21 protein-coding genes are annotated in these 21,470 nt (G+C 71.0%); 18 read left to right on the top strand and 3 right to left on the bottom strand.

Translation table 11 applies throughout. From position 1 onward, the window contains the following. From CW359_RS23695 to CW359_RS23660, 8 genes are all read left to right on the top strand, one after another. Complete coding sequence (locus tag CW359_RS23695) at nucleotides 1-1,200, top strand: cytochrome P450 (RefSeq protein WP_105972114.1); 1,200 nt, start codon at nucleotides 1-3, stop codon at nucleotides 1,198-1,200. After that, the gene (locus CW359_RS23690) at nucleotides 1,197-1,685 is read left to right on the top strand and encodes a VOC family protein (protein WP_105972113.1); all 489 of its coding nucleotides are present in this window, start codon (nucleotides 1,197-1,199) and stop codon (nucleotides 1,683-1,685) included. The genes CW359_RS23695 and CW359_RS23690 overlap by 4 nt, the downstream gene beginning before the upstream one ends. Before the next feature lie 7 nt (nucleotides 1,686-1,692). Beyond that, nucleotides 1,693-2,838 (top strand): acyl-CoA dehydrogenase family protein, encoded by a 1,146-nt coding sequence (locus CW359_RS23685; RefSeq protein WP_105972112.1) that lies wholly within the window; start codon nucleotides 1,693-1,695, stop codon nucleotides 2,836-2,838. Nucleotides 2,839-2,862: 24 nt separating this feature from the next. Continuing rightward, complete coding sequence (locus tag CW359_RS23680) at nucleotides 2,863-4,377, top strand: class I adenylate-forming enzyme family protein (RefSeq protein ID WP_105972111.1); 1,515 nt, start codon at nucleotides 2,863-2,865, stop codon at nucleotides 4,375-4,377. Further along, nucleotides 4,374-5,675: an FAS1-like dehydratase domain-containing protein gene (locus tag CW359_RS23675; protein WP_105972110.1), complete on the top strand. Its 1,302-nt coding sequence runs from the start codon at nucleotides 4,374-4,376 to the stop codon at nucleotides 5,673-5,675. Before CW359_RS23680 ends, CW359_RS23675 begins: the two co-directional genes overlap by 4 nt. A 2-nt stretch (nucleotides 5,676-5,677) precedes the next feature. Beyond that, nucleotides 5,678-6,442, top strand: coding sequence for a crotonase/enoyl-CoA hydratase family protein (locus tag CW359_RS23670; protein WP_105972109.1), 765 nt, complete (start codon nucleotides 5,678-5,680; stop codon nucleotides 6,440-6,442). A gap of 67 nt (nucleotides 6,443-6,509) precedes the next feature. Then, nucleotides 6,510-7,649, top strand: a complete 1,140-nt coding sequence (locus CW359_RS23665) for a CaiB/BaiF CoA transferase family protein (RefSeq protein WP_105972108.1) — start codon at nucleotides 6,510-6,512, stop codon at nucleotides 7,647-7,649. Nucleotides 7,650-7,701: 52 nt separating this feature from the next. Beyond that, nucleotides 7,702-8,844, top strand: a complete 1,143-nt coding sequence (locus CW359_RS23660; RefSeq protein WP_105972107.1) for a thiolase family protein — start codon at nucleotides 7,702-7,704, stop codon at nucleotides 8,842-8,844. A gap of 107 nt (nucleotides 8,845-8,951) precedes the next feature. Here the strand turns inward: CW359_RS23660 and CW359_RS23655 are convergent, their stop codons facing one another. Further along, the gene (locus CW359_RS23655) at nucleotides 8,952-10,151 is read right to left on the bottom strand and encodes an acyl-CoA dehydrogenase family protein (RefSeq protein WP_232838554.1); all 1,200 of its coding nucleotides are present in this window, start codon (nucleotides 10,149-10,151) and stop codon (nucleotides 8,952-8,954) included. Between the two features lie 187 nt (nucleotides 10,152-10,338). Here CW359_RS23655 and CW359_RS23650 point away from each other — a divergent pair, with 187 nt between their 5' ends. The 5 genes from CW359_RS23650 (at nucleotide 10,339) to CW359_RS23630 (ending at nucleotide 16,030) form a co-directional block, all read left to right on the top strand. Further along, nucleotides 10,339-11,811, top strand: a complete 1,473-nt coding sequence (locus tag CW359_RS23650) for a FadR/GntR family transcriptional regulator (RefSeq protein WP_105972105.1) — start codon at nucleotides 10,339-10,341, stop codon at nucleotides 11,809-11,811. A gap of 92 nt (nucleotides 11,812-11,903) precedes the next feature. After that, nucleotides 11,904-13,052 carry an acyl-CoA dehydrogenase family protein gene (locus tag CW359_RS23645; RefSeq protein ID WP_105972104.1) on the top strand — a complete coding sequence of 383 codons (1,149 nt, stop codon included), beginning with the start codon at nucleotides 11,904-11,906 and terminating at the stop codon, nucleotides 13,050-13,052. A 10-nt stretch (nucleotides 13,053-13,062) separates the two neighbouring features. Beyond that, the gene (locus CW359_RS23640; RefSeq protein ID WP_105972103.1) at nucleotides 13,063-13,830 is read left to right on the top strand and encodes an SDR family NAD(P)-dependent oxidoreductase; all 768 of its coding nucleotides are present in this window, start codon (nucleotides 13,063-13,065) and stop codon (nucleotides 13,828-13,830) included. After that, nucleotides 13,827-15,050, top strand: a complete 1,224-nt coding sequence (locus tag CW359_RS23635; RefSeq protein ID WP_105972102.1) for an acyl-CoA dehydrogenase family protein — start codon at nucleotides 13,827-13,829, stop codon at nucleotides 15,048-15,050. The genes CW359_RS23640 and CW359_RS23635 overlap by 4 nt, the downstream gene beginning before the upstream one ends. Next, a complete protein-coding gene (locus CW359_RS23630) occupies nucleotides 15,047-16,030 on the top strand; it encodes an NADPH:quinone oxidoreductase family protein (protein WP_105972101.1) in 984 nt (327 codons plus the stop codon). Before CW359_RS23635 ends, CW359_RS23630 begins: the two co-directional genes overlap by 4 nt. A gap of 7 nt (nucleotides 16,031-16,037) precedes the next feature. Here CW359_RS23630 and CW359_RS23625 read toward each other — a convergent pair whose 3' ends face one another. Continuing rightward, on the bottom strand, nucleotides 16,038-16,901 hold the full coding sequence (locus tag CW359_RS23625; protein WP_105972100.1) for a mycofactocin-coupled SDR family oxidoreductase: 864 nt from the start codon (nucleotides 16,899-16,901) through the stop codon (nucleotides 16,038-16,040). Between the two features lie 133 nt (nucleotides 16,902-17,034). On the opposite strand from CW359_RS23625, the gene CW359_RS23620 reads away from it, so the two are divergent. From CW359_RS23620 to CW359_RS23605, 4 genes are read left to right on the top strand one after another with little or no spacing between them, the layout of a single operon-like run. Next, complete coding sequence (locus tag CW359_RS23620) at nucleotides 17,035-18,180, top strand: amidohydrolase family protein (RefSeq protein WP_105972099.1); 1,146 nt, start codon at nucleotides 17,035-17,037, stop codon at nucleotides 18,178-18,180. Beyond that, a complete protein-coding gene (locus CW359_RS23615; protein WP_105972098.1) occupies nucleotides 18,177-18,419 on the top strand; it encodes a hypothetical protein in 243 nt (80 codons plus the stop codon). The genes CW359_RS23620 and CW359_RS23615 overlap by 4 nt, the downstream gene beginning before the upstream one ends. Nucleotides 18,420-18,426: 7 nt before the next feature. Further along, complete coding sequence (locus tag CW359_RS23610; protein ID WP_105972097.1) at nucleotides 18,427-19,239, top strand: mycofactocin-coupled SDR family oxidoreductase; 813 nt, start codon at nucleotides 18,427-18,429, stop codon at nucleotides 19,237-19,239. A gap of 15 nt (nucleotides 19,240-19,254) precedes the next feature. Continuing rightward, the gene (locus CW359_RS23605; RefSeq protein WP_105972096.1) at nucleotides 19,255-19,443 is read left to right on the top strand and encodes a ferredoxin; all 189 of its coding nucleotides are present in this window, start codon (nucleotides 19,255-19,257) and stop codon (nucleotides 19,441-19,443) included. Nucleotides 19,444-19,545: 102 nt separating this feature from the next. On the opposite strand, the gene CW359_RS23600 is transcribed toward CW359_RS23605, so the two are convergent. Then, nucleotides 19,546-20,424, bottom strand: a complete 879-nt coding sequence (locus CW359_RS23600; protein ID WP_105972095.1) for a VOC family protein — start codon at nucleotides 20,422-20,424, stop codon at nucleotides 19,546-19,548. 159 nt (nucleotides 20,425-20,583) lie between these two features. Here CW359_RS23600 and CW359_RS23595 point away from each other — a divergent pair, with 159 nt between their 5' ends. Beyond that, nucleotides 20,584-21,456 (top strand): alpha/beta fold hydrolase, encoded by an 873-nt coding sequence (locus CW359_RS23595; protein ID WP_105972094.1) that lies wholly within the window; start codon nucleotides 20,584-20,586, stop codon nucleotides 21,454-21,456. Nucleotides 21,457-21,470: the final 14 nt, after the last annotated feature.

The following is a 21,470-nucleotide window of genomic DNA, read 5'->3' as shown; positions in this document are numbered from 1 at the left end:
ATGAGTACGACGCTCGAACCCGACGGAACCCACGACGGAGTGCCCGCCTACCACTTCGACAACCGGCTCAGCGGGCCGGTCCTCAGCCATCAGCGGCGCTGGGACGAACTGGCCGGCACCCACTCGGGGTTTCGCAGCACCATCGCGCAGGGGTACTGGGTCGTCACCGAGAGCGAGGCGATCCAGCGGGCGCTCCAGGACTGGCGGACGTTCTCCAGTGAGTCGGTGACGGTCCTCAACCCGAATCCGAAGTTCCTGTGGATTCCGGAGATGCTGGACCCGCCCCACCACACCGAGTGGCGGCGGCTGCTGGGCAAGCACTTCTCGCCGAAGGCCGCCGCCGCCGACGAGCCCAAGTTCCGCAGGATCGCCGGCGAACTCATCGACGGTCTGAAGGACGCCGGAAGCGCCGATGTCCTCGACGCCTTCGCCCGCCAGTACCCGACCCGGATCTTCATGGACCTGATGGGTCTGCCCGAGGAGGACCTCGGCCAGTTCCTCCACTGGACCCACGATCTGCTGCATCTCACCTACAGCGAAGACCCCCAAGGACAGCGGCAGTTGGCGGCCATGACCGCCGTGTCGCAGTACTTCGAGGAGCAGATCGCCCTGCGCCGCGAGGCCCCCCGCGACGACCTGCTGTCACAGGCGATGACCTGGACGATCGACGGCGAGAAGATCAGCGACCGGGACATGCACGCGTTCTGCGTCCTGTTCTTCCAGGCCGGCTTCGACACCGTGCCGATCTCGGTCGGCTGGTCGTTCTACCACTTCGCCACCCACCCCGAGCAGCGCAAGGCGATCGTCGCCAACCCCGCGCTCATCTCCACGGCCGTCGAGGAGATCCTGCGCGTGTACTCGCCCGTCGTGCCCGCCCGCAAGGCCACCCGGGACGTCGAGATCGGCGGCTGCCCGGTCCGGTCCGGCGACATGGTGATGCTCCCGGTCGCCGTCACCAACCGCGACCCCGGACGGTACGACAACCCGCTGGAGGTCGACCTGCACCGCGAGACCACCAACCACATCGCCTTCGGCTCCGGCCCGCACCGCTGCCTCGGCTCGCACCTCGCCCGCCTCGAACTCAACGTGGCGATCGAGGAGTGGCACCGGCGCATCCCCGACTACGAGATCGAGCCCGGCCAGAGCCTCGAAGCGCACGGCAACATGTACGGCGTCAAGCAGTTGCGGCTCACCTGGTGAGCGGCGCGACGGACAGCCCGCTCGCCGCGGCCGACCTCTACCACACGGGGATCGTGGTCCGGGACGTCGACGGGTGGAAGGCCCGGCTGACCGAGGTCGCGGGCTACCGCTGGACCGAGACCATGACCGCCGAACTGCCGGTGCGCATGGCCGATGGCGAAAGGGTGCTCAGCCTCCGCTGGACCTACTCGCTCGACGCCCCGCACATCGAACTCGCCCAGGAGATCCCGGGCACACCCTGGACGGCGACCGGGCACATGGCGACCCACCATCTCGGCTACTTCTGCGACGACCTCCCGACGACGTCCAAGCGGCTGACGGAAGCGGGCTTCGAGCTGGAGGCCTGCGCGGTCCCCGACGGTACGCTCTCGATCTTTGCGTACCACCTGGCGCCGTCGGGCCTGCGCATCGAGATCGTAGACCGCGCCCGGATGCCGGACTTCGCCGAGTACCTGCGGTCGAAGACACCCCACAGGGACGGATGAACCACCCGTGGCACCGACGTTCACCACCACCGACACCACCTTCGCCACTTTCGACGAGGAGCAGGAGGAGCTTCGTTCGACGCTGCGCCGCTTCCTCGCGGACAAGGCGCCGAGCGAGGCGGTACGCCGCTCGATGGAGTCCGAGCAGGGTCACGATCCGGCGCTCTGGCGGCAGATGGCGGACCAACTCGGCCTGCACGGCCTCGCGTTGCCGGAGGAGTACGGCGGATCGGGCGGCGGCCCGGTCGAGTTGGGCATCGTCATGGAGGAACTGGGGCGGACCCTGCTGCCCTCCCCGTACTTCGCCACCGTCGCCCTCGCGGGCCAGGCCCTCGCCGCGTCCGGCGACGACTCGGCGAAGGCCCGCTGGCTGCCCGGCATCGCCGACGGCTCGCTGACCGGCACCCTCGCGCTCGCCGAGGCGGGCGGGTCGTGGCGCGTCGAGGACGTCGCGGCCTCGGCGACCGCCGACGCGGCGCACTGGCGGGTGTCGGGCACCAAGATGTTCGTGATCGACGGCCACAGCGCCGACCTGCTCCTGATCGTGGCCCGCGCGGACACCGGCCCCGGTCTGTTCGCCGTCGACGGCACCGCGCCCGGGGTCACCCGCACCCGGCTGGAGACGCTCGACCCGACCCGACGCCTGGCCCGGATCGACCTCGACGGCGCGCTCGCCGTGCGGGTGGGCCCACCGGGCGACGCCACCGAGTACCTCCGTACGGTCGTCGACCGCGTGGTCGTCGCGCTGGCCGCCGAACAGGTCGGCGGGGCGCAGGCCTGCCTGGACGCCTCGGTGGAGTACGCCAAGGTCCGGATCCAGTTCGGGCGTCCCATCGGGTCGTTCCAGGCGGTCAAGCACAAGTGCGCCGACACACTGCTCCAGGTCGAGGCCGCCCGCTCGGCCGCCTACCGCGCGCTGGCCGTGGCCGCCGGGGAACCGGCCGAACTGCCGGTGTCCGCCGCGCTCGCCGCCGCCTACTGCGCCAACGCCTTCACTCATGCGGCCAAGGAGAACATCCAGCTCCACGGCGGCATCGGCTACACGTGGGAGCACGACGCGCATCTGTATCTGAAGCGCGCGAAGTCGTCGGAGCAGCTCTTCGGCAGCCCGGCCGAGCACCGGGCCCGGCTGGCCGACCTGGCCGGCATCTGACCCCCCTTCAGGAAAGGCTGCTCCGTGGGAATTCGCGACCGCCTGTCCCGGCTGCTGACCGAGGCACCCGCCGACGCCGAGGCGATCGAGTACGAGGGCGACTGGTGGACCTGGGGCCAACTCCAGGACACCGCGCGCGGCGTGGTCGACGCGCTCGACGCGCTCGGGCTGCCCGTCGGCGCCCGCGTCGGTGTCGTTCTGGAGAACCGGCCCGAGCAAGTGGCCGTGGTCGCCGCGGTGATCGGCTCCGGCCGGTGCCTGGTGATGCTGAGCCCCCTGCAGCCCGCGGCCCGGCTCGCCGCCGACATCGCGCGCTGCGCGCCGCCCGTCGTCGTCGCCGGGGCCGAAGTCCTGGCCCGCGAGGGCGTGTTGAGCACGGTGACCGCCCGGGGCGCCGCTCTGCAGGCCGGCCCCGACGGCATCGTCAAGCTCGCGGGCGGCGCTGCGGACACCGAGGCACCCCCGGCCGGCCCCGACGTCGCCGTCGAGATGCTCACCTCGGGCACCACCGGCCCCCCGAAACGCGTACACCTGCGCATCGGCCAGCTCGACCAGGCCCTCGTCTCCGGCGGCCAGACCCCGAAGGACGCCCGCCTGCTGTCCCGTTCGGCGGCGCTGGTGGCCACCCCGCTCGTGCACATCAGCGGCCTGTGGCGGGCGCTCGCCTGCCTCGCGACCGGCCGCCGGATGCTGCTGATGCCCAAGTTCGCCGTCGAACCCTGGGTGAGCGCGGTCGAACGGCACGGACTGCGGGCGGCGAGCCTCGTACCGGCCGCCATCCGCTCCGTACTCGACTCCGGTGTCCCGAAGGAACGGCTGGCGAGCCTCCAGGTCGTCACCTCAGGCACCGCGCCCTGCCCGGCGGAACTCGCCGACGCGTTCTTCCGCACCTACGGCATCCCCGTCCTGATGACCTACGGGGCGACGGAGTTCGCCGGAGCGGTGGTCGGCTGGACGCTCCCGTTGCACGAGCACTGGTGGCGGCGGAAGGCGGGCAGCGCCGGACGCGCCTTCGACGGCGTCGAGTTGAGGGTGACCGGCGAGGACGGCGCCGAACTGCCCCTCGGCAGGCCGGGACGCCTTGAGGTCCGTACCGAGCAGAGCACCCGGGGCGGCCGGGCCTGGACCCGGACCAGCGACCTCGCCCGGATCGACGCCGACCGGTTCGTGTGGATCGAGGGCCGCGCGGACGACGCCATCATCCGCGGCGGCTTCAAGGTCCAGCCGGAGACCGTGCGGCGCGTCCTGGAGTCCCACCCCGCCGTCCGCGAGGCGGCCGTCGCCGGGCTGCCGGACCCGAGGCTCGGCGAGATACCGGTCGCGGCGGTCGAGCCCGAACCGGGCCTGGCCGCCCCGGACATCGAGGACCTCGTCGCCCTCTGCCGCTCCCGGCTCACCCCGTACGAGGTCCCGGCGCACATCGTCGTCGTCGACGACCTGCCCCGGACCCCGTCGAGCAAGGTCAGCCGCGTGGACCTGCTGGAACTGGTCCGCGCCCGGCTCGCACAGCAGCAGCGCGTCAAGGAGGAACAGCGATGACGGGTACGGGAGTCACGGACACGGCGGACACCGCGGACAAGCCCGCCGAGCGGTTCGGCGTACTCACCGACGAGGCGGTCGAGCGCTCCCGGCGCCGCCTCGGCGTCCCGCAGCCCCAGCACAACCCCCCGCACAACTACGAGGTGACCTGGGACGGCGTACGCCACTTCGCGTACGGCTACGGCGACGACAACCCCCTGTACTGCGACCCGGACCACGCGGCCCGCACCCGCTGGGGCGCGCTCGTCGCGCCGCCCACCTTCCTCTACACGATGGGCGAGGACGCGGCCCCGAAGCCGGACCCGGAGACCAAGGCACTGCTCAGGGGCGACCCCTTCGCCGGGCTCGGCTCCTACCAGGCGGTGATGGAGTTCGAGTGGTGGCGCCCGCTGCAACTCGGCGACCGCTGCCGGGTGTTGCAGACCCAGGTGGGCGTCAACCTCAAGCCCAGCCGCTTCGGCGGACGCACGGCACACGTCGTCAAGGACTACCTCTACGCCAACGGGCGCGGCGAGATGCACGCCCTGCGCCGGGGCACCTGGATCAACGCCGAACGGCACACGTCGAAGAAGCGCGCCAAGGAACACCTCGCCCAAGAGCCGTACACAGCAGACCAGTTGGCGGAGATCGACGCCGCCTACGCGGCCGAGACCCGGCGCGGTGCCGAACCCCGCCACTGGGAGGACGTCGAGATCGGCGACGAACTCCAGCCCCGGGTGAAGGGACCGCTCACCACCACGGACGTGGTCGTCTGGCATCTGGGCTGGGGGATGCAGCTCACCCCGCCCGGCGCCTTCGGGATCGCCGCCCGCGTCCGCCGCAAGGCCCCGGGACTGTATCCGCCGAACCCCATGAACATCCCGGACACCGTGCAACGCCTGCACTGGGAACCCGCACGGGCGAAGGAACTCGGACTGCCGAACCCGTACGACTACGGCGGGATGCGCGAGACCTGGCTGTGCCATCTGCTCACCGACTGGATCGGCGACGACGGCTGGCTGTGGCGACTCCGGTGCGAGCACCGCAAGTTCAACTACCTCGGCGACACCACCTGGGTGCGCGGCACGGTCGTCGACAAGCGGCGGGTGGACGGGCGGGCCGAGGTGCACATCGAGGTGCGGTGCGAGAACCAGCGCGGTGAGGTGACCACGCCCGGTACGGCGGTCGTCCTGCTGCCGACCCGCGACCGCGCCGTCGAACTCCCGGCGCCGCCCGCCGCGGACCTGGACGGCATGGTCGCCCATGAACTGGCCCAATTCGCCGTCACCGGCGATCAGTTGAACGATTCGAGGAGGTAGGCGTGTCGGACGAGGTGTTGGTGGAGCGCCGGGGCGCGGTCCAGGTCATCACGATCAACCGCCCGGCGGTGAAGAACGCCCTGGACGCCGGGGTGGCCGCCGGAGTGGCGGCGGCGGTCGACGAGTTGGACGAGTCGGACGACCTGCGGGCGGGCGTGCTCACGGGCGCCGGCGGCACGTTCTCGGCCGGGATGGACCTCAAGGCGTGGCTGCGGGGCGAGTCACCGGCGATCGAGGGCCGGGGCCTGTGCGGCATCACCCTCACCCCGCCGCGCAAGCCGCTGGTCGCGGCGGTCGAGGGCTGGGCGCTGGCGGGCGGCTTCGAACTCCTGCTGGCCTGCGACCTGGTGGTCGCCTCCCGCACGGCACGACTCGGCGTTCCCGAGGTACGACGCTCCCTGGTCGCCCGCGCCGGCGCCGCCCTCCAGCTCCCGCGCCGCATCCCGTACGCCATCGCCCTGGAACTCCTCCTGACCGGCGAACCGATCACCGCCGTACGGGCGGCCGAGGTCGGCCTCGTCAACCGGCTGACGGACGAGGGCGGTTCGCTCGAAGGAGCCCTGGCCCTCGCCACGACGATCGCGGCCAACGGACCGCTCGCCGTGGCGGCCACGAAGGAGATCGCGAGCCACGCGACGGACTGGACGCTGGAGGAGGGCTGGACGCGGCAGTTCGAGATCGCCGCTCCCGTCTTCCGGTCGGAGGACGCCCGGGAAGGGGCCGCCGCGTTCGCGGAGAAGCGGGCGGCGGTCTGGAAGGGCCGCTGACCACGACCTACGCAGGGTCAGGGAATTAAGTATCCGTAATCTGGCCATGGGTCGGGAGGGTGTGACCATGACGACGGGAACGGGAACCGGGCCTCTGGTCGGCTGCCGGGTGGTCGAACTGGGCGGCATCGGACCTGGCCCGTTCGCCGGGATGCTGCTGGCCGACCTGGGCGCGGAGGTAGTCCGGGTGGACCGCCCCGGACGGGCGGCCGAACCGGACGCGGGCGGACCGGCGGACGTCCTGAACCGGGGAAAACGGTCGGTGGTACTCGACCTGAAGAACCCGGCGGAGGCCGCCGGGCTCCTCCAACTCATCGAACGTGCCGACGTGTTGATCGAGGGCTTCCGTCCCGGAGTCACCGAACGGCTCGGCATCGGACCGCACGACTGCCTGGCCCGCAACCCCCGTCTGGTCTACGGCCGGATGACGGGCTGGGGCCAGGAGGGCCCGCTGGCGGCAGCCGCCGGACACGACATCACCTACATCGCGCTGACGGGCGCGCTCGGCGCGATGGGGGCGGCGGGCGGCCCGCCGCAGATCCCGCTCAACCTCGTCGGCGACTTCGGGGGCGGCGGCGCCTACCTGGTGATCGGCGTCCTGGCCGCCCTGCACGCCGCCGAGCGCACCGGCCGGGGCCAGGTGGTGGACGCGGCGATCGTCGACGGCACCGCCCACCTCCTCGCCAGCACCTTCGCCAAGCTCGCGCGCGACGAGTGGACCGACGAGCGCGGGGTCAACCGTTTCGACGGGGGCTGGCCCTTCTACGCCGTGTACGAGACCCGGGACGGCCGCCATGTCGCCGTCGGCGCCCTGGAGCGCAAGTTCTACCGCAGCCTGGTCGAGCTGCTCGACCTGGGCGTCGACCCGGAACGCCAGCACGACCGCTCGACCTGGCCACAGCTGCGGCAACTGCTGGAGAAGCGGTTCGCGGAACGCACCCGGGACGAGTGGGCGGCACTGTTCGAGGGGACCGACGCGTGCGTGGCCCCCGTACTGAGCCTCACCGAGGCGGCGGCCCACCCCCATCTGGCCGCCCGCGCAAGCCTGTTCACCCGCGACGGGGTGGTCCAGCCGGCCGCCGCGCCGCGCTTCTCGGCGACGCCTTCGAGCGCGGGCCGGGTGGCACCGGCAGTGGGCGCGGACACCCAAGAGGTGTTCCGGGACTGGGGAGTGAGCTTCCCGGAACAACCGGGGCGAACGCGGTAACCGACCGCACCCACCCACCCACTCAACCAAACCGACTGACAAGGGAGTTGTCATGCGAGACGCCGTCATCGTGGACGCCGTACGCACCCCGATCGGCAAGCGCAACGGCTCGCTGGCCTCGGTGCACGCGGCGGATCTCTCGGCCGAGGTGCTCAAGGCCCTCGCCGAACGCACCGGCATCGACCCCGGCACGGTGGACGACGTGGTCTGGGGCTGTGTCACCCAGATCGGCGACCAGTCCAGCAACGTCGGCCGCTTCGCCGTACTCGCGGCCGGTTGGCCCGAACACGTCCCGGCCGTCACGGTCAACCGGGCCTGCGGCTCAAGCCAGCAGGCGGTCGACCAGGCCGCACACGCCGTCATGTCGGGCCAGTACGACATGGTGGTCGCGGGCGGCGTCGAGACCATGAGCAGGGTGCCGCTCGGCTCGCACCGGACCACGGGACAGCCGTACGGCCCCGCCGCCATCGCCCGCTACGACGGCTTCGAGTTCAGCCAGGGCGTAGGGGCCGAACTCATCTCCGAACGCTGGAAGTTGAGCCGCCACCGGCTGGACGAGTTCGCCTCGGAGTCGCACGCGAAGGCGGCGGCGGCGATCGACGCGGGTGTCTTCGACGACCACATCGTGCCGATCGAGGTGGACGGCACCAAGTTCACGACGGACGAGGGCCTACGACGCGGCACGACCCCCGACACCCTGGCCAAGCTCAAGCCGTCCTTCAAGGAGGACGGAGTGATCCACGCGGGCAACGCCTCCCAGATCTCCGACGGCGCCGCCGCCCTCCTGATCACCACCCCCGAACGAGCCCGCGACCTCGGCCTGACCCCGATCGCCCGCTACCACACGGGAGCGGTGAGCGGCGCTGACCCGATCACCATGCTCCTGGGCCCGATCCCGGCGACGGAAAAGGTGCTGCGCCGATCCGGCCTGACCATCGAGGACATGGGCGTCTACGAGGTCAACGAGGCCTTCGCCCCAGTCCCGTTGGCCTGGCTGGCAGAAACGGGCGCAGACCCCGACCGCCTGAACCCCCTGGGCGGAGCGATAGGCGTAGGCCACCCGCTGGGCGGCTCGGGCGCCATCCTGATGACGAGGCTCCTGGCAAGGATGCGCCAGCAGAACCTGCGGTACGGCCTCCAGACGATGTGCGAAGGCGGCGGCACAGCAAACGCAACGATCATCGAGCTGATCTGACCCAGCGGGCGGTGCGAGGCATTTGCTTTTAGGGGCGCGGGGAACTGCGCGACAAGCCACGACGGCGCAGCAGACGCCAAACGACCTTTTGTCCCCCCGCGGAGCGTCTAGCGGGGCAACCCCAACCCCCGCTCGGCAACCTGCGTACGCAAAACCTCATTCGCCCCACCAGCAATGGTGAACGCCCGCGAATAAAGATGCGCGTCCTGCCACCACCCACCCGCCAAAACCCCCGCATCCCCCTCGACAAGCAACCCGTCAACCCCCTGCAACCGAACCCCGAAATCCGCCAGATCATGATTCAGCTCGCTGAAGAAGATCTTCCCGAGCAGCGCATCCACACCCCCCTCGGTCCCGTGCAGCACCCGGGACTGAGCAAGCGAAACCATCGCCGCATTCACCTGCACCCGCGCAGCCAACTCCCCGACGACCTGCCGCGTCGCGGAGTCCTCCAACGCGTCCCCCGCGAGCCGCACCAGATCATCCAGTACGGCGAACAACTCGGCGCCCCGAGCGGCCACCCCCGACCGCTCGCGCCCGAGGCTGCTCATCGCGACCCGCCATCCGTCGTTCACCCGCCCGATGACGTTCGAGGCCGGAATCCGAACCCCGTCGAGGAACACCTCGTTGAAGTCGGTGGTCCCGGTGATCTCCCGCAAGGGCCGGATGTCGACTCCCGGACTGCGCATGTCCAGCGCGAACGCGGTGATCCCCTTGTGCTTGGGCGCGTCACCGTCGGTTCGGGCGAGCAGGTACCCCATGTCGGCATGCTGCCCGTTGGTCGTCCACACCTTCTGCCCGTCGACGACGAACACCGCGTCGTCGCCCTCCCCTTCGAGCCGTGCCCGCGTCCGCAGCGAGGCCAGATCGCTCCCGGCCTCGGGCTCGCTGAACAGTTGGCACCACACATCCACGCACCCCCGGATACGCGGCAGGAACCGCGCCCGCTGTTCATCCGTCCCGAAGTCCAGCAGCGCACCCGAGGCCAGTGAGGCCGCGCCGACCGGTGGCCAGGTGCGGGCGCGGGCGATCTCCTCGGCGACGACGAACGGTTCGAGGGGATGCGCGTCGGGCCGGCCCCCGTACTCGGCGGGCCAGTCGATGCCGAGGAGACCGGCCTCGTACAGCTTCGCGGTCCACTCCCGGATGGCCGGCATCAGGGCGGGCTCGGGGGCGCGTACGCCGGAGTGGGTCTTGACGCCGGGGGAGTGCTCCGCGACGAAGGCCCGTACCTCTCGCCGGAACGCTTCGAGTTCGGGTGTGGACTCCAGTCGCATCGCTGCCCAGCCCCTTAACGTCGTCGTCATGCGCACGATCTAGAAATGAGGGTACTCTAACGGCGTCTACCGGCTCCCACCAGAGCCCAGGACGAAGCAGCAGCGGGACCGGGCAACACCGACCCGATCTCGGCAGCAGGTGCCTGACCCGGACATCACCCGCGCCACCCGCGAATAGACTGGGGATCCGCAATACCCCCTCTGAGGAGTTGGCCCCATGGCGACTGCCGTCGATCGCGAACCCGCCGACGGCGAGGCCGGTGTCCCGGTCGGCAAGCTGGCCGCGCAGACCGCGCAGCGCATCGAGGCGACCGTGATCCGCCAGGGCTGGCCCGTCGGCGAGTCCCTGGGCTCCGAGGTCGACCTGCGCGAGCGCCTCGGGGTGAGCCGCGCGGTGCTGCGCGAGGCCGTACGACTGGTCGAGCACCACCAGGTCGCCCGGATGCGGCGCGGCCCGAACGGCGGTCTGATCGTCTGCGCCCCGGACGCGGGACCGGCGACCCGGGCCATGGTGATCTACCTCGAATACGTCGGGACCAGCGTCACGGACCTCCTCCAGGCCCGCCAGCTGCTCGAACCGATCGCCGCCGGCCTCGCCGCCGACCGCATCACCGAGGAGGGCATCGCCACCCTCCGGGCCACGCTCGAAGCGGAACTCGCCCACTGGGACGACCCGTCGGTCCACTCCCAGGACCCCCTGCACCCGGTGCTCGGCCGGCTGTCAGGCAACCCGGTGCTGCACCTGTTCGTCGACGTCCTCACGCGCCTCACCGCCCGGTACGCGCACACCTCCCGCCGGGTCTCCAAGGCCGAGATGCACGCGGCGAAGGAGGTCTCGCACCAGGCCCACCGCGCGGTCGTCGAGGCCGTGATCGCCGACGACGGCGCCCGCGCGCAGACCGAACTCACCGCCCATCTGGAGTCGGTCGCCGCCTGGATCGAGAAGCACCGGGTCCGGCGCGGCCAGCGCATCGCGGGCAACGTGATCGAGCCGGAGCTGGTCGAGGGCCTGCGGGCCAAGCTCGCCGAGGTCGTGGCCTCGCGCATCCACGACGACATCGCCGCGCGCGGCTGGCAGGTCGGCATGGTGCTCGGCTCGGAGGCCGATCTGCTGGCCCGGTACGGCATCAGCCGGGCCGTGCTGCGGGAGGCCGTCCGGCTCCTGGAGTACCACTCGGTGGCCCGGATGCGGCGCGGCCCCGGCGGCGGCCTGGTCGTCACCGCGCCGGAACCGCAGGCCAGCATCGACACGATGGCCCTCTTCCTCGAATACCAGGGCGTCACCGCCGACGACCTGCGGATCGTGCGCAACGCCATCGAACTCGGCATCGTCGCCAGGGTGACCGCCCGGCACGCCTCGGGCGACACCGAGGTCGCCGAACGCCTCGCGAAGGCCGTCCGCTGGACCACCGAGGGCCCCGCCGACGACCCCCGCAAGGCCGACCTGTTCCACACCGAACTGGCCGCCATGGCCGACAACCCGGTGCTGTCGCTCTTCCTCTCGATCATCACCGAGCTGTTCCGCCGCCATGCCGCCGGCCACGACCGCCCACTCCCCGGCGACACGGCGGCGGAAGAGGTCCAGCATGTGCACCAGCGCATCCTCGACGCGATCGTGCAGGGCGACGCCGGGGTCGCCCGCCACCGTATGGGACGCCATTTGGATGCACTCATTCCCTGGTGGCACTGAGAAGTGCCGAGGCGGAGCTGCCACTTTCCTGATCGCTCTGGACCGAGGAAGGCAATTACGTATACTTAATAGGGTCCACTGAAGGAGCTTCGATGCGCCGGACCCTGTTCGAACAGGATCACGAGGACTTCCGTCTCCTGGTCCGTGACTTCCTCGCTCGCGAAGTGCTCCCGGTGTACGAGGACTGGCGCCGCGCCGGCCTCGTCCCCCGTGAACTGTTCACCGCACTGGGCAAGCTCGGCATCATCGGCACGGCGATCCCCGAGGAGTACGGCGGCGGCGGTCAGGACGACTACCGCTTCAACGTCGTCATCCAGGAGGAGTGCGCGCGTGCCGGGGTGACCCTGGGCGGTCTGCGCACCCATCTCGACGTCGTCGTCCCGTACTTCACCGGGCTGGCCAATGCGGAGCAGCGGGCCCGCTGGTTCCCGGGGCTGGCCTCGGGCGAGCTGTACACCGCCGTCGCGATGAGCGAACCCGGCACCGGCTCCGACCTCGCCGGTGTCACGACGAGGGCCGTCCGGGACGGCGACCACTACGTCCTGGACGGAGCGAAGACCTTCATCACCGGCGGTCACCACGCCGACCTGGTGATCGTCGTCGCCCGCACCGGCACCGATCCGGACAACCGGCGTGCCGGGCTGTCCCTGCTGGTGGTCGAGAAGGGCATGCCCGGGTTCACCGTCGGGCGCAAGCTGGAGAAGATCGGCCTCCAGGTCCAGGACACCGTGGAGCTGTCCTTCGACGGCGTCCGCGTCCCCGCCGCCAACCTGCTCGGCGAGGAGGGCGCCGCCTTCTCCCTCCTCGGCCGCAACCTCGCCCAGGAACGGCTGGCCATCGCGGTCGGCGCCGTCGCCCAGGCCCGCGCCGCTATCGACCTCACCGTCACCTACGTACGCGACCGGACCGTGTTCGGAAAGCCGGTCGCCCACTTCCAGAACACAAAATTCGAACTCGCCGCCCTGGAAACTGAACTGACGGCCGCTCAGGCACTCCTGGACGCGGCGGTCACCGCGCTCGTCGCGGGCGAGCTGAGCCCGGTCGACGCGGCCAGGACCAAGCTCTTCTGCACCGAGACACAGGGCCGGGTCGTCGACCGCTGCCTCCAACTGCACGGCGGCTACGGCTACATCCTCGAATCGCCGATCGCCCGGCTCTACACGGACGCCAGGGTGACCCGGATCTACGGCGGCACCAGCGAGGTCCTCAAGACCATCATCAGCAAGTCCCTGGGGCTGTAAGGAGATTGATGTGAACATCGACGGATCGTCGGCGCTGGTCACCGGAGGTGCCTCCGGTCTCGGCCTGGCCACCGCCCGCCGGATCATCGAGCGCGGCGGCACGGTCGTCCTCGCCGACATCTCCGAGGAGCAGGGCGTCAAGGCGGTCGCCGACCTCGGTGACGCCGCCCGCTTCGTCCGCGCCGACGTCACCGACGAGGCCGCCGTCACGGCGGCCCTCGACGCCGCCGCCGAACTCGGCCCGCTGCGCTTCGTCGTGCACTGCGCGGGCCGCGGCGGCGACCGGCTCCGGATCATCGACCGCGACCGCAAGCCCGGTGACATCGACACCTTCGCCGAGGTCGTACGGGTCAACCTGATCGGCACCTACAACGTGCTGCGGCTGGCCGCCGCCCGTCTCTCCGGCAACGAGGTCGTCGACGGCGACCGGGGCGCGGTGGTCCTGACCGCGTCGGTCGCCGCGTTCGACGGGCAGATCGGCCAGACCTCCTACACCGCCTCCAAGGCCGGCGTGCACGGCATCACCCTGGTCGCCGCCCGTGACCTGGCCAGCTGGCAGATCCGGGTGAACACCATCGCGCCCGGCGTCATGGACACCCCCATGCTCGGCCGGCTCCGCGAGGACATCCGCGACGGCCTCGCCGCCTCCGTCCCGCACCCCAAGCGCCTGGGCACCCCGGACGACTACGCCCGCCTGGCCATCGAGATGCTGGAGAACCCCTACCTCAACGGCCAGACCGTCCGCCTCGACGGCGCCATCCGCATGGCCCCGCGATGACCGACGCGCGCTTCCGCACCGAACTGCGCGCCTTCCTGACGGACCATCATCCCGGCCGCCGCCCCAAGGACCGCGCAGAACGCCTCACTTGGCAGAAGAAGTGGCTGGCCACCCTGTACGACGCCGGGTACGCCGGCCCGGGCTGGCCGCGCGAGTACGGCGGCATGGACCTGCCCTTCGACCGACAGGTCGTCTACCAGGAGGAGTACGCCCGCGCCCGGGTCCCCGGCCCGCTCGGCACCGGCCTCGGCATCGCGGCCCCGACCCTCGTCAAGTACGGCACCCCTGAACAGCGGGAGCGCTTCCTGCGCCCCATGCTGCGTGGCGACTCCGTCTGGGCGCAGGGCTACTCGGAGCCGGAGGCGGGTTCGGACCTGCCCGCGCTGCGTACCACCGCCCGCCGCGAGGGAGACGGCCCCGAGGCCGTGTACGTCGTCAACGGGCAGAAGGTGTGGAACAGTTCGGCCGACATCGCCGACATCCTCTTCACCCTGGTCCGCACCGGACCGCCCGACTCCCGCCAGGACGGCATCAGTTACCTCCTGATCGACGCGCACGCCCCGGGCGTGACCGTCAGACCGCTGCGGGACCTCACCGGCGACGCGCACTTCTGCGAGATCTTCCTCGACGACGTCCGCGTCCCGGTGGCCGACCGGATCGGCGAGGAGAACGGCGGCTGGCCCCTCGTACGCACCAGCCTCGGCCATGAGCGCGCGGCCGGCGCGATGAACCAGGCGGCCCTGTACCGGCGCGTCCTCGACGAGCTGATCGAGCTGGCGCGGGAGCGCGGCGCGACGGCGGACCCCCTGGTCCGCGACCGGCTGGCCGACTTCGAGATCCGGGTACGGATCATGCGGCTGACCGGGATGCGGACCATCGCCGACATCATGGCGAAGGGCGAGCCGGGGCCGGCGTCCTCGACGTCACGGCTCTTCATCGTGACCTTCGAGCAGGAACTGCACGAGTTCGCCATGGAGTTGCTCGGCGCGTACGGCATCCTCGACCGCCGCGATCCGCACGCCGTCCAGCGGGGCCGCTGGGTGTGGGGCTTCCTGCGCACCCGGGCCTCCACGATCGGCGCGGGCACCGCCGAGATCCAGCGCAACACCATCGCCGAACAGGTACTGGGCCTGCCCCGCGACCCGGCGATGCCCACCGCCGACAGATCCGGACCCGACCGCACCCGAGCCGACCGAACCCGAGCCGAGAGGCCCCGATGAGAGCCGCACGTTGCACGGAGTACGGGCCGCCCAAGGGCCTGTCCGTCGTCGAACTCGCCGACCTCGAACCCGGCCCGGGCGAGGTTCTGGTCCGCGTCCACGCGGCGGCCGTCAACTTCCCCGACGTCCTGCTCGTGGCCGACCGCTACCAGGTCCCCGCGCCCCTGCCGTTCACGCCCGGCAGCGAGTTCGCCGGGGTCGTGGCCGCACTGGGACCCGGGGTGTCCGGCCCGCCGGTGGGTACACCGGTCGCCGGGGCGGTGCTGACCGGCGCCTTCGCCGAGCAGGTCGTGGTGCCGGTGGCGGGGCTGCGGCCGGTCCCCGAGGGACTCGACATGGTCCACGCCGCCGCGTTCCACGTGACCTACGCGACCGCCTACCACGCGCTGACCACCGTCGGGCACGGCGCGGAGGGGGAGTGGGTGACCGTGCTCGGGGCGGCGGGCGGGGTCGGATCCGCGGCCGTCGACGTCGCCACCCGGCTCGGGATGCGCGTGGTCGCGGCGGCGTCGAGCCCACAACGGCTGGCGGTCGCCCGCGAACTCGGCGCGGAGGCGGGCGTCGACTACCTCCGCGAGGACCTGAAGACCCGGCTCCGCGCACTCACCGACGGCGAGGGCGCCCACCTCGTGATCGACCCGGTGGGCGGCGACCACGCGGAGGCCGCCCTGCGCGCACTGCGGCGGGGCGGCCGGTTCGTCACGGTGGGCTACGCCGACGGGAAGATCCCGCGCATCCCGCTCAACCTGGTGCTGCTCAAGGACGCGGTCGTACGGGGCTTCGAGATCCGCATGCTGCGCCAGTACGCCCCGGACGCGGTGGCCGCGGGCGACCGGGCGCTCGCCGACCTGGTCCGCGAGGGGATGCGCCCGCTCGTCTCCCGCGTGCACCCCCTCGCCGAGGTGGCAGCCGCCCTGACCGATGTCGCCGAACGCCGGACCACCGGGAAGGTGGTCATCGACATGACGGGCGGCGCGTGAACCGTGGTCAGAAGGTGGGCAGTTGGGGTCGCCGCTTCACATACCCGCCGGCGTCGACCCGCATCTGCATCCCGGTGACGTAACGGGACTCGTCGGAGACTAGGAAAAGGACCATGTCGGCGATGTCCTCGGGCTCCACGTACGGCACCCCGAACCCGGTCGTCGCCGGGAAGCTGGGCAGCGCGTCCTCGCGGGTCGGCGCCTCCAGGTCGGGGCGGAACGACCGGTACATGAGGTCGCTGTTGAGCATGTCCGTGTTGACGTTCGTCGGATGCAGCGCGTTGACCCGGATCTTCCTGGACACCAGCACCGTCGCCAAGTCATGGACGAACGCGGCCACTTGGCGCTTCGCGAACGAATAGCCAAGTCCCCCGGGCCCGTTGGCGGGGTTGTCGACGGTCGCCGGGATCAGCCCGGCGATCGACCCCGTCGCCACGATCGAGGCACCGTCGCGCAGATGCGGCAGCGCCGCGTCCACGGCGTGCACCACCCCGTTGAAGTCGACGGTCACCGCGTCCAGGAAGGCCTGCGCGGTCTGCCCCGGGCCCAGCGGGCAGATCCCGGCCTGCGCCACCACCGCGTCGAGCCGCCCGAGTTCGGCCACCCCGTCGGCCACGGCCGCCTTGAGCGCCGCCGGATCGCGTACGTCGGCCTTGCGGGCCACGATCCGCCGCCCGAGCTTCTCCACCTGACGCACGGTCTCGTCCAGGTCGGCCTCGGTGGCCAGCGCGTAGCCGTTGGTGGCGATGTCCGCGCAGAGGTCCACGGCGATGATGTCCGCGCCCTCCGTCGCGAGCCGGATCGCCTGGGCCCGGCCCTGGCCGCGTGCCGCACCCGTGATGAAGACGACCTTGTCCTGCACTCGACCCATGGGGTCTCCTTCCGTCGAATAAAAGAGTAGCCTGAATGGTGGGCCTGGGGGTGAAGATCCCGGTCAGTGAGACCTGAACAGTGCACGCAATCCCCCCAGTGTTAGAGAGTTCCGTGACCGAGGGAGCGCAAGGATGCCGCTGCAGCCATGGATGAAGTTGCTGTCGACCGACGACCACCTGATCGAGCCCCCACGACTGTGGACCGACCGCCTGCCCGCCAGGTACCGCGAGGCGGGCCCGCGCAGCGTCGAACAGCCGCGCGGGGAGGGCCAGTCACCGGCCGAGGTGTGGGTCTACGAGGACCGGATCTACCCCTACATCGGCCTCAACGCGGTCGCGGGCAAGAGCCCCGAGGAGTTCGGCCTCGAACCGACGCGCTACGACGAGATGATCCCGGGCTGCTACGACCCGAAGGCCCGTATCCGCGACATGGACCTGGACGGCGTCTGGGGCGCCCTCTGCTTCCCGTCCTTCCCGGGCTTCTCCGGCCATGTCTTCCTGGACGGCAAGGACCGTGAACTCGCCCTGCTGTGCGTGCAGGCGTGGAACGACTTCGTCCTCGACGAGTGGTGCGCGACCGCGCCCGGCCGGCTCATCCCGCTGGTCATCATGCCGATGTGGGACGTCGATCTCTGCGTCGCGGAGATCCACCGCACCGCCGCCAAGGGCGCCAAGGCGATCTCCTTCCCGGAGAACCCCGCCCCGCGCGGCCTGCCCTCCTTCCACACCGACTACTGGGACCCGATGTTCTCCGCGGCCGAGGAGACCGACATGCCCCTGTGCCTGCACTTCGGCACCTCGGGCAAGCCGCCGAAGACCGCCGAGGAGGCCCCCTTCGCGGTGACCATCACCCTGTTCGGCTGCAACGCCATGTTCGCCACCGCCGACCTGCTCTTCTCCCCGGTGCTGCACAAGCACCCCAAGCTGAAGATCGGCCTGTCCGAGGGCGGCATCGGCTGGATCCCGTATCTGCTGGAGCGCGCCGACGGCACCTGGGAGCGGCACCGCTTCTACCAGAACGTCAACCAGAGCGTGCGGCCCTCCGAGCTGTTCAACAAGCACTTCCACGGCTGTTTCATCGACGACCGCTTCGGCGTCGAGGTCCGCCACCACGTCGGCATCGACCGCATCACCTGGGAGTGCGACTACCCGCACTCCGACTCCTACTGGCCCAAGAGCCGTGCCTACGCCGCCGAGGTGCTCGCCGACGTACCCGACGACGAGGTCCACAAGATCGTCGAGCTGAACACCCGCCGCCTCTACAACCTCCCCGCATGAGCAGGCTCCCGGAGTCCGAGCGCTCCGACTGGACCGACCTGGACCTGCTCACCCGTGAGGAGGCCCACGGCCGGCTCGTGGCGGAGATCGCGGACACGGACGTACGCCTCGCCGAACTCGGCACCGACGACCGGGCCGAAGCCGAACGCGACCTCCTGGAACGCCGGTTGCGGGCGCTGCGCGAAGCAGCCGACGACCTGCTGAACCCGTCCGACCCGACCGACCATTCGAGGAACTGAGGCTGCCATGGGGCGAGTCGAGAACAAGGTCGCACTCATCACCGGAGGGGCGCGCGGCCAGGGCCGCTCCCACGCCGTGCGGCTGGCGGAGGAGGGCGCGGACATCGTCGTCACCGATGTCTGCCGGGACATCAGCGACGCGCTGCCCTACTCCCTCGCGGCGAAGGAACAGCTGGAGGAGACCGCCGAGTTGGTGCGCGCGACCGGCCGCCGTTGCGTCGCCGTACAGGCCGACGTCCGCTCGATCGCCGAGATGCGGGCCTCCGTCGACGCGACCTACGAGGAGTTCGGGCGGCTCGACATCGTCGTCGCCAACGCGGGCGTCATGAGCTCCGGTTCGGCCTGGCAGCTGACCGACGAGGCCTGGGACGTCGTCGTCGACGTCTGCCTCAAGGGCGCCTGGAACACCGCACGGGCGGCGCTCCCGAGGATGATCGAGGCGGGAGCGGGCGGGTCGATCATCATGACCAGCTCGGCCGCCGGAATCCGCGGCCATGTGCCGTACGCCCATTACGTGGCCGCGAAACACGGAGTGGTCGGCCTGATGAAGGCCCTCTCCAACGAACTCGGCACCCACCGCATCCGGGTGAACACCGTCCACCCGACCGGCGTCAGCGACACCGGCATCACGGTCGGCGTACCGATCGAGGAACTCGCCGAGCGGGAACCGATGTTCGCCCTCGCCGCGATGAACACCCATGCCCCGTACGTCGAACCGCGGGACGTCTCCAACGCGGTGCTGTTCCTCGCGTCGGACGAGGCGAGGTACGTCACCGGCCTGCAGTTCACCGTGGACGCGGGGTCGACCAACAAGCCGTAAGAACGGAGCAGTTCAGTGAAGATCACCATCGACAGGTCGTCGTGCTCCGGCCACGCCCGGTGCGCGGCGGCGGCACCCGAGGTCTTCCGCCTCGACGACGACGGCTACGCGCTGCCCTTCGACGGAGAGGTGCCGGAGGGCCTCGCGGCGGCGGCCCACGACGGCGAACGGGCCTGCCCGGAACGGGCGATCACCGTCGAGTGAGACGGCGGTGACCTGACCAGGTGACATGACACCAGGTGACATGACTGAGCCCCACGCCCCGGACCGGTCTCCAGGGGGCGTGGGGCTCAGGGCTTCTCGCGCTCAGCCGGCGTTCGGCGGCATCGGCGGCGGAGTGAAGTGGTGGCCCCAGAAGGCGCCGTCGGTGATCTCGTAGACGGGCACCGGCTCGGGCACCTGCAGCCCGTTCCAGCCGAACTCGACCGCGTAGTTCTCCGGCGACCAGACGTAGAACGACACCATGTGGTCGTTGGTGTGCTTGCCCAGCGTGTGCATCATCGGGACCTCGTACTTGCCTGCCCGGTCCAGCGCGCGCCCCACGTCGTCCAGCGTCGCGCCCTCGACCATGAAGTGCAGCAGCCGCCCGGGACCGGGCATCGGCGTCACACCGAGCGTGTGGTGGCGCGGGTTGCAGCCCATGAACCAGGTCGTGCCGCCCGGTGAGCGCATCGTGTTGCGCTCGATGAAGCCCAGGACGTTGACATAGAACTCGAACGTCGTCCGGGCGTCCTCGGCCGAGATGATGGCGTGCCCGAAGCCCATGTCACCGGTGACGAACTTCGACACCAGCGGCGTCTGCACCGGCACATGGTCGAGGGTCGTGCCGTAGTACAACTCCACCGGGTTGCCGCCCGGGTCGTTGAACTTGGCGAAGCCGGTGACCTTGCGCGCCGCGGCCTCCGCCTCCGTACCGGCCGTCACCTTGATCCCGGCCTTCTCGACATCGGCGACCAGGGCCGCCCACTCCCGCTCGTCGAGCACCTCGAAGCCCAGCGCCGTCATCCCGGGCTGCGCCCCCGGAGAGACCACGATGCGGGCCGGATGGTCGTCCATCCGGAAGGTGAGCGACTCGGGATCAGCGCCCTCGACGGGCATCAGACCGAGGAAGTCGCCCCCGAAGGCCTTCCACTTGTCGATGTCGTTGGACTCCAGACGCAGGTACCCGAGTGAGCGAACACCCATCAGGTCCTCCCCTCGCATTGATCAGGTCCGGGTGGCCCGAGAGCCCCCGGTACGGCTACCCTCCCGACGCTAGACAGCCCGCGCCGCACCCCGCCGGGACCGTCCCACTGATCGGGAGCCCACCGGCGGGCGCCACCGCCCCGGTGCCACCGTGCTGCCATGACACTCACCTCCCTGACGTACGAGGACACCCTGCGCGAACTCCCCACGGACGAGGGCGTGTTGCGCTACCACGAGGCCGGCGACGGTCCGCCGCTGCTCCTGCTGCACGGGTCGGGGCCCGGGGTGACCGGCTGGCGCAACTACCGGGGCAACCTGCCGGTGTTCGCGAAGCACTTCCGCACCCTCGCCCTGGAGTTCCCCGGCTTCGGCGTGAGCGACCCGACCGACGAGAACCCGATGCTGGCGGCCCCCAAGGCCGTACTGCGCTTCCTCGAAGGCCTCGGGCTCAGCCAGGTCGACGTGGTCGGGAACTCCATGGGCGGCTTCGTGGCCGTCGGCCTCGCGGTCGCCCACAAGGACCTGTTCCGCCGGGTCGTCACCATCGGCGGGGTGGGCCGCAACATCCTCTCCCCGGCGCCCAGCGAAGGCCTCAACCTCCTCGTCGAGTTCACCGAGAACCCCACCCGCGAGAACCTCGTCCAGTGGCTGCGCTCGATGGTCTACGACCCCGCGCTCCTCACCGACGAACTGATCGAGGAACGCTGGGCGAGCGCCACCGACCCGGCGACCCTGGAGGCCTCCCGCCGTATCTACGGCCGCCAGGCCATGGCCGCGATGATCGCCGCCCAGGCCCACTCCGACCAGCCGATCTGGGCCGCCCTCCACAAGGTCACCGCACCCACGCTGCTGACCTGGGGCCGCGACGACCGGGTCACCCCGCTGGACAACGCGCTGCTGCCGATGCGCACCATCCCCAAGGCCGAGCTGCATGTTCTCCCTGACTGCGGGCACTGGGCGATGATCGAGCAGAAGGCGGCCTGGGAGAGCGCGGTACTGGCCTTCCTGACCCGCCCGGACGGCTCCTCCTGAGCGACACCGCCGGG

It is taken from the genome of Streptomyces geranii (genome assembly GCF_002954775.1).
Taxonomy (GTDB): domain Bacteria; phylum Actinomycetota; class Actinomycetes; order Streptomycetales; family Streptomycetaceae; genus Streptomyces; species Streptomyces geranii.
Note: the sequence above shows the minus strand (reverse complement) of the source record. Positions and strands in the feature narration are given on the sequence as shown.